This window comes from Faecalicatena orotica (assembly GCF_003149245.1).
In the GTDB taxonomy this organism is placed as follows: Bacteria; Bacillota; Clostridia; order Lachnospirales; family Lachnospiraceae; genus Faecalicatena_A; species Faecalicatena_A orotica.
This window is the reverse complement of the sequence record NZ_QGDL01000002.1, coordinates 328,772-341,601: the sequence shown is the minus strand read 5'-3', so window position 1 is coordinate 341,601 and position 12,830 is coordinate 328,772. Positions and strand designations below refer to the sequence as shown.

At 43.6% G+C, this 12,830-nt stretch carries 12 protein-coding genes; 2 read left to right on the top strand and 10 right to left on the bottom strand.

Annotated elements, in window-relative coordinates; translation table 11 throughout:
• Positions 1-109 precede the first annotated feature (109 nt).
• Positions 110-1,381, top strand: a complete 1,272-nt coding sequence (locus tag A8806_RS05365) for a DNA methyltransferase (RefSeq protein ID WP_207657850.1) — start codon at positions 110-112, stop codon at positions 1,379-1,381.
• A 2-nt stretch (positions 1,382-1,383) separates the two neighbouring features.
• A complete protein-coding gene (locus A8806_RS05360; RefSeq protein ID WP_109730144.1) occupies positions 1,384-2,253 on the top strand; it encodes a DNA methylase in 870 nt (289 codons plus the stop codon).
• 6 nt (positions 2,254-2,259) lie between these two features.
• Here the strand turns inward: A8806_RS05360 and A8806_RS05355 are convergent, their stop codons facing one another.
• The 10 genes from A8806_RS05355 to A8806_RS05315 form a co-directional block, all read right to left on the bottom strand.
• Positions 2,260-3,633, bottom strand: coding sequence for a dicarboxylate/amino acid:cation symporter (locus tag A8806_RS05355; RefSeq protein ID WP_109730143.1), 1,374 nt, complete (start codon positions 3,631-3,633; stop codon positions 2,260-2,262).
• A 263-nt stretch (positions 3,634-3,896) separates the two neighbouring features.
• A complete protein-coding gene (locus A8806_RS05350; RefSeq protein ID WP_109730142.1) occupies positions 3,897-4,772 on the bottom strand; it encodes an AraC family transcriptional regulator in 876 nt (291 codons plus the stop codon).
• 16 nt (positions 4,773-4,788) lie between these two features.
• Complete coding sequence (gene asnB / locus A8806_RS05345) at positions 4,789-6,327, bottom strand: asparagine synthase (glutamine-hydrolyzing) (RefSeq protein ID WP_109730141.1); 1,539 nt, start codon at positions 6,325-6,327, stop codon at positions 4,789-4,791.
• 343 nt (positions 6,328-6,670) lie between these two features.
• Positions 6,671-6,763: a putative holin-like toxin gene (locus A8806_RS26550; protein WP_242995956.1), complete on the bottom strand. Its 93-nt coding sequence runs from the start codon at positions 6,761-6,763 to the stop codon at positions 6,671-6,673.
• 278 nt (positions 6,764-7,041) lie between these two features.
• Positions 7,042-7,728 (bottom strand): D-lyxose/D-mannose family sugar isomerase, encoded by a 687-nt coding sequence (locus tag A8806_RS05340; protein WP_109730140.1) that lies wholly within the window; start codon positions 7,726-7,728, stop codon positions 7,042-7,044.
• 94 nt (positions 7,729-7,822) lie between these two features.
• The gene (locus A8806_RS05335) at positions 7,823-8,668 is read right to left on the bottom strand and encodes a MurR/RpiR family transcriptional regulator (RefSeq protein ID WP_242995955.1); all 846 of its coding nucleotides are present in this window, start codon (positions 8,666-8,668) and stop codon (positions 7,823-7,825) included.
• A gap of 29 nt (positions 8,669-8,697) precedes the next feature.
• Complete coding sequence (locus A8806_RS05330) at positions 8,698-9,561, bottom strand: ketose-bisphosphate aldolase (protein WP_109730139.1); 864 nt, start codon at positions 9,559-9,561, stop codon at positions 8,698-8,700.
• Positions 9,562-9,659: 98 nt separating this feature from the next.
• Entirely contained in the window at positions 9,660-10,976 is a 1,317-nt protein-coding gene (locus tag A8806_RS05325) for an ADP-dependent glucokinase/phosphofructokinase (RefSeq protein WP_109730138.1), read from the bottom strand.
• Positions 10,977-11,004: 28 nt separating this feature from the next.
• Positions 11,005-11,841: a carbohydrate ABC transporter permease gene (locus A8806_RS05320; RefSeq protein ID WP_109730137.1), complete on the bottom strand. Its 837-nt coding sequence runs from the start codon at positions 11,839-11,841 to the stop codon at positions 11,005-11,007.
• Positions 11,842-11,843: 2 nt separating this feature from the next.
• Positions 11,844-12,749, bottom strand: a complete 906-nt coding sequence (locus A8806_RS05315) for a carbohydrate ABC transporter permease (RefSeq protein ID WP_109730136.1) — start codon at positions 12,747-12,749, stop codon at positions 11,844-11,846.
• Positions 12,750-12,830: the final 81 nt, after the last annotated feature.

The following is a 12,830-nucleotide window of genomic DNA, read 5'->3' as shown; positions in this document are numbered from 1 at the left end:
CGTCCTCCATGAAAAGATTAAAAAAATGCTGGAAATTCTATCAGGAACCCTTCGGGATTAAATTTTGTGTTATACTGTAATTTCAGACCAAAAATGAAAGGAAACAACGATGGCTAACAGCATTCAAAAAGACAGCACTTCAACTTTCATCGATAATATGTCCCTTCCGCTCCACAGGTGGTACCGCTATTCAGCCGGTTTCTCAGCAGAGTGGGTTGAAAGTATGATTCATGAATATCTGGCCTCCAGCCAGCTTTCGAAAGATGCCGTCACCGTTATGGACCCGTTTGCCGGTTCCGGAACAACACTATTAGTATGTGATAAAATGGGGATCTCTTCCATTGGATATGAAGGACACCCGTTTGTTTATAAAGTAGCAAAAGCCAAGCTATCATGGCCTGCCGACACGGATCTGTTCATCCGCGAGGCCGATAAGATACTGGATTGTGCGAAGCATTTAAAGACCAAGATGTATACTTATCCTGATATCGTTTATAAGAGCTATGATATCGATAATCTGAAAAAAATAAATTATTTGAGAAAAGCACTGGAAATCAATAAGGATGATACAGATGAATATCTTCTGGCATGGATGAATTTTATTTCAATCCTGCGCAGCGCTTCTCATGCCGGAACCGCCACATGGCAGTATGTGCTACCCAATAAAACAAAGGCAAGGGTCGCGGATGCATATGAAGCCTTTCAGAAACAGACAGACATCATGTGCGGGGACATGCAGTATATGCAGGCCCATTCCCATGAATCCAAAGCAAATCTGTTATTTCAGGATGCAAGGGAGGATTCTGACGTCCCTGCTGACAGCGTAGATCTGATTATCACTTCTCCCCCGTATGCGAATAATTATGATTATGCCGACGCGACCCGTCTGGAGCTGTCCGTACTCGGGGAAATCAAGGGCTGGGGGGATTTGCAGAAGAAGATACGGCCAAATCTCGTCCGCTCCTGTTCACAGATGGTTTCCCGCGAGCGCAAAGATACTTATGAATTTTTGAAGTCACCGCTGCTTAAACCGATCTATGAGGAAATACTGGACGTCTGCAGGCAGTTAGACGCCGAGAAGGAGCTCCACGGCGGCAAAAAGAACTATCATACCATGATCGCGCTTTATTTTCTGGATCTCGCTAAAATCTGGAAGAACCTCCGCCGCGTCTGCAAGGATGGTTCCCTGACCTGCTTTGTAATCGGTGATTCCGCACCTTACGGGATTTATGTCCCGGTCGATGAATGGCTGGGGAGACTGGCTATTTCCGCAGGTTTTAAAGAATACTGGTTTGAAAAGACACGTGATCGAAATGTAAAATGGAAAAACAGAAAGCACAGCGTTCCCTTAAAAGAAGGGCGCCTGTGGGTGAGGGGGTAAAAATGGCAAAATCACCGGCACATCGTTTCGGGCAGATTATCGGCGACCTGCTGGAACTGACTATCATTAATTACTGCAGGCCGATTGCAGAAGAATACGGAATGTATCTGGACTATAAGCATAAAAGACCCGCCAGAAACGGGCGAAAAGAGGTCATATGGGCCGATGTCAACGAGAATAAGCACAAACTGGACATCGTGATTGAGGAAAAAGGCAGCGAGTTTGTCATGGGCCATCCCCGCGCTTTCATCGAGATGGCATGGAGACGGTATACAAAACATTCAAAAAACAAGGCCCAGGAAATATCCGGGGCCATCAAACCGTTAATCAGCAGATACAATATTTATTTACCGTTCTTTGGCGCGGTGCTTGCAGGAGATTTTACGGATAATTCGCTGAGACAGTTGAAATCGGAAGGTTTCCGCATCTTATACTTCTCAATGGCGGAAATCGAAAAGGCATTTGCCACTCAGGGAATCGACGCCCACTGGGAGGAAGATACTCCCGAAGAAGAACTTCAGAAACGGGTGGAACAGTACGAAGCGCTGACTCAGGAGCAGACTGACGTGATCGCCAAAGCCCTCCTTGACAATAACCAGAGCCAGCTGACTGCGTTCTGCGATGGTTTAAGAGATGCCCTCCAGAGTAAAGTCACCGGGATTGATGTCGTGACATTGTACGGCAGTTCCAATGAATGTTCCAACGCCGCCGATGCATGTGCACATATTTCTAAGGGAATATCCACACAGACACTCGGCGCAGAACATTTTTACCAGTATGAGATTGTAATTAAATATTCAAATGGTGAGAAGATCCCCCTGCCCTTTCAGTCTCAGGAAGATGCGGTCAGGGCTTTAAATAAGTTATTCTAAATATTTTTATTTGTTCCCCTGCTTTTCTGTAAGAAATATCTCGTCATCGAGAAGGTCTGTGCCCCGTGCAACGACTGCGGCCGCAACATTTGCGGTCGTAACATTTACCAGTGTGCGGGCCATGTCTGAAATATTGTTGATCGGCATCAGGAGCACAACGGCTGCGACCGGGAGGTTCATTGCACTGAACAGTGCAACCGCTGAGACGACTCCTATGCCCGGCACTCCGGCCCCGCCGAGAGACAGTACCAGTGTCATGAATGCCAGAATAACATATTCTCCCACTCCCCAGTCCAGTCCCGCCGCATTGACATAAAACAGAACCAGAAGCACCGGCCAGATGCAGGTGCAGCCCGGCATGCCAATCGTCGTTCCCAGCGGCGCGGTAAAGTTTGCCACTTCTTCATCTACCCCGGCTTTCTTCGTCAGCCCCTCGATTGTCACAGGAAGCGACCCGACACTGCTCTGCGTCGTAAAGGCAACGGCCTGTGCATCAAAAATTTTCCGATAAAATCTGACCGGACTTACCTTTGCATAAAACTTCAATAGAATGGCATTAAAACCATAGGTATGCAGGAAGCTTACAAAATAGATCAGTGCAACGAGCAGAACCAGCTGGATCAATGCAGCCCTGTCGCTGAATAATTTCCCCGCCGATCCCGCTACAAGGCAGAGCACTGCGTAAGGAGTCAGGTCAATCACATATGCCAGAATACGGTATATAATCTTCTTGACCGCCTCTATTAAATCCCGGAATCCTTTTACTTTCTCCTCCCCTTCCTCAGATGCCACAGCGACATAAGAAACTGCCACGGCAATCGCAATGATGATGATGGCGGTCACATTGTTTGATGCCATATCCCCGATCACATTCGCCGGGAACAGGGACAGCAAAACCTGGTCAAACGATGTTTTCATTCCCTCATAGGAAGACAGCGTGCTGTCTGTTACCGAAGAAATATCGGAAAACACGGCGCCCCCGCTTTTACCAATCCCTGTTACAATTCCAAAGAACATACTCAGGGCAATAGCGGCCGCCGCTGAAAGCAAAAGCCAGAAAACGGATTTTAGTCCGATGCTTTTCATCTTTTCTTTATTATTCAGTGAAATAAAACCGGATATCACAGAAACGAGGACGACCGGGGCAACCAGAGCCGTGATGATATTCACATAGATCTTACCGATCAGTTCCAGCCAGATGAGCGATGCATTATCCTTTGATGAAAATAAGATACCCAATACAGCCCCCATCACAAGACTGCTCAGTATCACGAGTGTCCAGTTTACTTTGTAAGCGATATAATTCAATACTTTAAACAGAAGCAATGCAATGGCCAGCACCAGCAGCGCCGTCCAGTTTATACTTAACAAAAGGTCCATATAAAAATCTCCTTTTCTTTCCGCTATGACAATGATGCCTTTTTAGATATACTTCTATAGTTTATTACCTTGTAGCTTATCCATCAAATAGAAATTTATCATGTATTTATTGGCGATTTCTATAAAGTGGCTGTAATTTCCAGTACTTTTTATTCAATAACTCTAAAAAACGCACAGCAGACGTTCAGTACAGTCCTGCTGTGCGTTTTAAGATTCCGGCAAAATCATACCGGAAACAAAACTTTTATTCTCTTGTCAAAACCTTATTTTTCTTCTACTGTAATCCAGATCTCGCAATGATAGTCCGGGTCATCCACTTCTGCACTCGGATACACTTCAATGCACACGCCTCCGGCCGGCTGGTATTTACTCGCAGGGAAAAATTCTGTATATATTTTCTTCCAAAGCTCCGTGAATGCATCTGGCATGGCCCCGGTGCACGGAAAAATCACCCATGTTGCAGCCGGTATCTCTTCTACTGTCAGGCCTTCTTCAACTTCACCCTCTGTATATGCTGCCCCAATCGCATAATCAAAATCTTTACTACTCATTTCCCCCATGCTGATTCCCACAATGGCATCGCCGAATATATTTTCCGGACGCAGGTATCTGCATATAGTGTCGATCGTACCATTCTCTATACACTCCGCCCATGTGGCCTGTATCGTTTTCTGCGTGATCTCCTCTTCGCCGCCTCCATACCTTTCCTTCTTTGCAATCACCCGGAAGGCTTCTCTCTTCTCAATTCTGTAATCCATTGCCGTTCCACCTTCTAGTATCAGTTTTACAGAAACTCTGGAAAAGGATTTGAGATTCACATTCCCGGTTTTCGCCTGCTGGGGCGTAATCCCGTGGAATCTGGTGAATGCCCTGCTGAAACTCTCCGGATTGTTATAGCCGTACCTCAGTGCAACATCAATCACTTTACTGCCGCCCGCGGATAATTCCGTCCCCGCAAGTGACAGCCTCCGGTTCCGGATATACTCTCCTAAGGAATATCCACAGATAATATGGAAGACCCTCTGGAAATGAAAGTTCGATGAATAAGCCTGCGCTGCAACCTCCGCGTAGTCTATCTCTTCCCCAATATGGTCCTCTATAAAATCGACCGCATTCTGCAAGCCCTGCATCCAGTCCATCTTTGCATCCTCCTGTTTAGCGTTTTACAAAGTATTCTTCATACCAGACAAGGAATGTATAGATAGTCCATATTTTTCTCCAGTTGTCAGAATTACCGCCAATGTAGTCGTCGAAAATCGCATTGATCTCGTCTACATTGAAGAACTTCTCAGCCATCTCACTGTGGAATTTCTCCCTCACATCCTGATTGTATCTGTCGTCTGCCATCCAAATACGAATTGGCACAATGAATCCCAGTTTTTTACGGAAAGCAATTTCTTCCGGCAGTACTTTTGCCGCAGCCGTGCGGAACGCCACCTTATTCTGTTCTTCGTTTACTTTATATTTTGAAGGCATCCTTGACGCAATATCAAAGATTCTTGTGTCCGTAAGCGGCATCCTGATCTCCAACCCGGCAGCCGTACTCATCTTATCGACATTCAGGTAAATATCTCCCTCAAGCCAGATCTGGATATCTACATCTGACATCTTGGAAAGCGGATCAAGCCCTTCCGTTTCCTCATAAATCCGTTCCGCCAGTTCGATCGGAAGAACATCCGGATCGTATTTTTTCAAAATCCGTTTCTTCTCGTCTTCCTTCATGATGTTTGTATTGCCGACATAAAACGTTTTTAGATTTTCCCCATAGCGTTCTGCATTGCGGTACATATTATATCCGCCGAAGAACTCGTCTGCGCCCTCCCCGGAATAGCAGATCTTCGTATGGTCGGCCGCAGCCTTACAGCCGATGGCAAACACGATGGCCGAAGCATCCCCGAGCGGCTGCTCCATATTGTACATCACATAAGGAACTGTTGCGAAATATTCTTCCGGAGTAATGACACGTCTGAAAAACTTACGCCCGAGAATATCTGCCGTCTGCTGTGCTAATTTCGATTCATCAAACCGTTCTTCCTCGTAGCCGCAGGAATCCGCCATCTTTACATCAGACATCGCCAGTACATAAGAAGAATCCACCCCGCCTGACAGGAATGACTGTGCAGTCTCATCAGCAGACTTCACCTCCGTCATAATCTCCTGAAGCGTTGTATGGATCTCATCCGCCCACTCATCAAGAGACTTACTTTCGTCCGGATGAAATTCCGGCGCCCAGTATCGATGAATCCTCAGTTCCCTTCTCTGCCATGTCAGATAATGCCCCGGCATAAGCTTCTTCATGCCGCGGAAGAAAGTATTCTCCCCCGCCGGGTATGTAAACGTCAGATATAACTGCAGCATTTCTTCGTTCAGTTCTTTCACAAATCCCGGCTGCTCCATAAGCTTGCGGACAGAGGTGCCATACAAGAGCTTCCCGTCCGCCGTCTCATAATAATAGAACGGCTTCGTACCAAACTGATCCCTCAGACAGAAAAGTTTCTTCTCCTCGTCATCCCAAAGGGCAAATGCAAACATCCCATGCATGTGATTGGCCATGTCAGCTCCCCATGCTTCATATGCCTTCACTAAAATTGCCTGCTCACGCTCTTCCCTCGATAAAGAAGAGCCAATCTTAAGCTCCCTGCAAAGCGCTTCCCAATTTCGAATATGTCCACTGTATTCCTGAATTTTTATCATGTGTGTGTTCCTTTCGTATAAATGTATTTTCTTATAATTAGTTTGACTTCTTCAGTTGATTTACTTGTCCATTTTAGCATAATATTAAATATTGGGCAACAAATGGGGTGGGATATGGGGTGGGCTTTCCAAAACTTTGTTACTGTTAACAGGCAACCTGTAGACAGTAACAAAATCTCAATCACTATAACGAGACCAGATATCACGCCCTTGCAAAATCTTCGTTTCTGGTATATACTAAACACATAAATAGAGCATCCGCCCTCAAGGTGGAAGCCCTCAAGTTAAGGTTTTACGTCTTTTCAGACGCGCCTATCCTGTTGGCCGACAGGGTAGGCATTTTTTATTTTCGCTTATTCCTATCTATATAGGTCAGCAATGCTATCAGGAACGAGCCGCCCAAAAGCAGAAGGCTTAAAACCTCGTATGTATCCATCTGCACCACCTCCCCTCTTCAGTAAAGTATGGGAGGCTTCCACCCTGTACACGGTGCTCATAGGGAAATCTTATTATAAGATTGAGAAAGAATCAATCTCACCATCTTTCATTGATAATATTAAAAAATTAGCACAAATATAGTTTCCATATATCAGACTCTGATATTATTATTCTTGTTCGTAATTTTATTACACAAGAAACTGCTGTAAAATTCAACTTAAAATTTTACAGCAGTTTAGTTTTCCGCAAAATGTTACTCTATACCATATCCCCTCTCTATTCTACATCAGGATACTCATTGCATAAACGCCGGTACGGCTTTTCATCCTCCTCCACTGCCGGAAAACGACCTACCGCTTTATCATAGAAGTAATTATCATTGTCATCATCATTGCACATAGAAACTTCCCCGAGAAGTACCGGTCCCCCCGTTTCCGGGACAATAAAATCATGGTACATATATGGCGTGATCGTAATGCTCTGACCAGGTCTTAACCGCACTTTTGTCCCTGCAGAAACCATCTCCCTCTTCCCATCAGAACATACCTCCACCTCTGTATCCAGCATGGTTTCTTCTTTAGTTCCATTATATACGGTGATATATACATCATTCCCGCCCCGGTTTATGATGTCTTCCATTTTACTCACATGATAATGCATTGCGGCTGTCTGACCTTCGTAAAGCATCAGAAGCTTTTCTGCATAAGGCTTTTTATATTTCTCCTTCATCTTTTGGTTTCCGTTCCGGATTGTAAATAAGGAAAAACCTACCTCTTCAAATTTTCCAAGGCCAAAGTCTGTGATGTCCCATCCCAGCTTGTTATCCCTTATCTCATCGTACTCATGCCCCGCCTTCCCCCAATCTTCTGTTGTCCATGATGCAAACGGGGGCATCTCAAAACCATGCTTTTTGATTAATTGTTCCATATCTTTTATGACTTGATTGATTTTTGAACGCTTCATTCTTTTTCCTCCTTAATCTTAGAAAAGAACAGCGGTACACCAGTCATGCACATCGACACGAAAGGTAAAACCGCTGTTCCAGCAAGAGTCAGAATTACATCTTATATTCTGACAAAATAATCTCCGGCTTATCAGCCTGTTTATTTTTAATCAGCTCTTCATTCATAACAAAATTCAAGAGTGCATCAATCACTGCCGTTTCATTCAGATGTGCATATCCTTTATAGTAATTAAAAGGCTCTTCCTTGCCGGCAGAAAGCAGCACATAGTCTGCCAGCGCAGCCACCGGTGATTGTGCAAATGCGGTGATTGCAATAATTTTAAGTCCCTTTTCCTTACCCAGTTCCATACCCTGTACGACCTGTCTGGATGTTCCCGACTGTGAAATAGCTATCAGAATATCATCCGGATCAGCCAGATTCACATGATTCAAAAAATATTCTGCTGCCACATTATATGTACTCTTAATTCCAAGCCTTCCCAAACGAAATCCCATATACTGAGTCAGCGGACATGTATTTCCTACTGCCATAAGGTGTGCCTGCCTGCATGTCTTCAATAGGTTAACGCACTTCCACATAACATCCACGTCGATTCTTTCACCTATTGCTATCATTGCTTCTGCATAATCGTGGAATACCTTTCCCACCTCATCCTTATTCTGCAAACGCGATGATGTTGCATACTGCTTTCTTCCTAATTCCCGGCTCAGGGCTATCCTGAACTGGTAATATCCTGTATACCCTATGTGATGGCACATTCTGACAACAGTCGCATCACTCACACCACTTTGCTTTGCCAGCTCTGAAACATTAGAGTCTACCGCCTTCTGAGGATTCTGCAGCACAAAGTCTGCAACCTTCTTTTCTGCTGAAAATATAGAATCATAATTTTCCTTAATCACTTCTAATGCTTCTTTTTCAAATATCGTATTGTCCACTTTCTCTTTCTCCTATATTAAGTATCCCCTTAATATAATGAGGCCTTTCCTATCGTCTGAAATAATTCTAGTTTTTGTTTTGCACACGCTTTCATAGCTTCCATACAAACCGGCTCGATTACATTAGGTTCTCTTAAGCTCTCATCTTTCAGTACTTCTCTCATTTTCTGGAAATATGCAACTTTGATATCAGATGAAATATTAATCTTATTAATGCCCAATGTCACAGCTTCCCCAATCTCTTTATCCGGGTTATTCGAACCACCATGAAGTACCAGCGGTATATCCACCTTTGCTTCGATTTCTTTTAAGATATCAAGCTTAAGTTCTGGATTCATTCCTGCCGGATACAGGCCATGACACGTTCCGATTGCTATAGCAAGTGTATCCACGCCCGTTGCAGCAACAAACTTAGCAGCATCCTCCGGATCTGTGTAGATAATCTTAGCTGTTCCCCCTTCAAAATCAGCCGGGTCCGTAGATCCAATCGTTCCGAGCTCTGCTTCAACAGATACATTCGCCGGGTGAGCAGCTTCCACTACTTTCTTAGTATTCTCGATATTGTCTTCAAATGAAAGCTCCGCTCCGTCAAACATAACAGATGTAAATCCTGCCTGAATCGCATAAATGATTTTCCCGAAATCACCACAGTGATCCAGATGAATACATACCGGGACCGGTGATTTATACGCCCTTTCCCTGATAGCTGTTACCATTTCCGGCCCTGTAAAACTCAACTCATCCGGATGGATCTCGATAATTACTGGAGAATCTGTCTCTTCACAAATATCCATTATCCCAAGAAACATTGAATAATCGGAAATATTGAATGCAGGAATCGCAAATTTATTTTCCTTTGCAACAGATAAGATTTCTTTCATGTTCATTAACATAGCTATTTCCTCCGCATATCTTCTATTATTTTAGTTCAGACATTGAATAATGTCAATCATTGTATGAAATAAAATTTCATTCACATATTTAATTTTACTCAGAAGCACATCTGCACTCCCCCCACAAAGGAATCCCCCAATCCAATCGTATATCTGGGCTTATCTATATATTTGGAAGGAACCAGTATGACTTCTTTTTGATATTCACTCTCTTTAATTTTCTGATAGTTCTCTGCCCCTTTCGGGCTTAATTCAAATCCCAGCACCTCTTTGACCTGCTCTTTTGTCCCATACCAGCCATTCTGTGCCTTTGCTGTTGCCAGCATATTTCCATACATCAGGCCTTTTTCTATATCTGCTTTCAGCGTATCCCCTACATACATGGAATAATCTTTCGTATGAACAATGACCCCCTTATGTATCCCAAACTTTTTACGAATAAATTTTGCGCCTTGTACACAGGAAATAATATTCTCAGTATCTACATCAAAATCATACATTTCTTTCAGTGTATATTTCAATTCGTCCTCATTCAGGCTTACAATGTCTACACACGAATAGACGGTTTCCAGACACAGCCTTTTCACCTCACTATTATGGTAGTGGGCATCTTCAAAGAAAACGATTCCTTCCGGATTATTCCTGCGGTATTTTTCCACATGCTGTTTCACAAAATCAAGACGTGCCTTTAAAACCTCCGGATCTAAAAGCGCATTAAAGCTTGACAATACATTACTGCTTACATTTTCTGCATTCTTCTCTATCCACTCAAAATATGGTATTGAAAATGGTACAAATTCATTTACGGTAATCTTAGTAATAATCAGACGGTTGGAACAGGGGATGGTCACCTCCTGACTCCCCAGCCTGATCATATCTCCTTTTTTAAACTGGATGATGCAATGAACTTCCTGACTCTGGGTCTGGGACAATTTGTCCGCATGCACCAGCTGCCCTTCCTGAGAAACTGTATAGACAGATGGCGTTTTTAGTAAATCACACACCTCTTTTGAATCGTCTGTCAAATGCACCAGAGACGGACATCCGATTTCCGCCAGAGCAAGCGCTGCCTGAACCGCAGTTCCTCCCATCCCGTATTGAAATGGAAAGCACTCTTCTACGAGCCTCGTATCTTCAATATCCGCTTCACCACCTATTCCCCGTGAACAATAGTATACAATCGTCGATAACAGTTCTTCCATCGTATGTATACTGTCTACGATCCCCATCTCCGCCAGCCTCCCGTCCGGAAGGTATTCTTCAAGCATCTGATTCAAAAGCTCTGCCCGGAAATCACACAGAAGATCTAAGTTGCTCGTATATCCCATTGCCGTGTAGCGTTTTTTCTCCACCCGTGTCTGTACAATTTCCCCCAGTTCTTCAAAAGCATGTTCATATTTCTGTTCTATTTCCACATTCTCACCTCTTTTCTGGCAATGCTTATTAGTTCTTTACGGATCCTGCTGTCATGCCTGCAATGAAATATTTCTGGAAGAAGAGGAAGAGCACCAGAATCGGCAGCGATCCAAGTACACTCATAGCCATCATCTGGTTCCATTCATATGCATGCTGCCCCATCAAGAGGTTGATACCAACCGGCACTGTACGCATATCATTTGTCTTAGTCAGGGCTAATGCAAACAAATATTCATTCCATGCCTGCATAAAGGTGTACATTCCAACTGAAACCAGTCCCGGTATTGCAGTAGGAACAAGTATTTTCCACAATGCTTTCCAGCGGGAACCTCCGTCAATCATAACAGCCTCATCCAGTTCCTTAGGAAGCGTATTGAAATATCCCGTTGTCATCAAAATGCAGTACGGAAGCGTAAATACTAAATATGTAAGAATCAGCGCCCCGTATGTGTTATACAATCTGAGAGTCACGATCAGGCTGATATAAGGTATCAATAACGTAATCGGCGGAACTGCCTGTACACTTACGATAATTGTATTGATCAGCCCTTTCCCCGGAAAATTAAAACGGCTGAAGGCATACGATGCCATAATTCCTACGATCAAAGTTACTATTACAACCAGCCCTGCAATCACGTAACTATTTACAAAGAACCTTACCTGCTCCGGATTGGAAAATATCGCCTTATACGCGTCAAAGCTGAAATTCTCAGAGATCCAGGTCGGAGGCCATGCAAAAATTTCCGCATTAGGCTTAAAGGAGTTCAGGAACATCCACAAAATAGGGAACCCTGCCCATATGACACCCAGAATTAAGATAATAACAATTAAAATCTGAACCGATACTTTTTTCTTTCCTATCATACCTAATCCCCCGATCTCTGCTGTCTGACATAGAAGATTCCAATAATTGTACATACAATAAGAAGAATTACAGCCCCTGTCGATGCCATCGAATACTGATATTTCGTGAATCCCTGCTTATATATATAAGTACTGATCGTCTCTGTCGCATTGACCGGTCCACCACCAGTCGTCATCCATATCAAAGCAAACTGTTGTAATGTCCATACAAAATCCAACATCAGAAGACTGATAAGAATTGGCTTTAGCTGTGGCACTGTAATCCTGAAATATGTCTGGACTGCGTTCGCCCCATCCAAAGCGGAGGCTTCATACAAATCTGTGGAAATGCCTTGCAGGCCTGCCAAAATACTAATCATATAAAACGGATATCCAGACCAGATATTAATAAGAGTAACCGCTTTCAGAGCGATATCCCTGGAAGCCAGAAATGATATATTATCATTCACAAGATTCATTGATGTAATCAGATAATTGATCACACCATTGGGATTCAGCATCATTCTCCACAGAATCGCAATGACTGATGCTGTAAACATCCACGGCAGTGCATAAATCACTCTGAAAATACCTTTCGTTTTGTCTCCAAGATATCTGGTATTCAGAACTAGGGCAAACACCATCCCTATGATAAGATGAGCTATAATACTGACAATTACAAAGAACAGTGTATTCCTTATCGCAACAAGAAAATTCGGATCGGATAATACTGCCTTATAGTTCTGCAATCCCACAAATACCGGATTCTTATTAATAATCACATTATCATAAAATGAATATCTGATGACCATAAGAATCGGTATCACCAGCAATATAAACATTAAGACGACCGTGGGTAATAAATATACATACGGTGTAGCCTGTCTTTTTAAGATATCCTTCTTGCCTTTCCCTGCTGTTTGGTTCATGAACCTACCGCCTTTTGCCAATTCATCTCACTCCCTTCGTTTTTTGTTCGGGCTGCACGCGTACGCACAGCCCGTATTGTT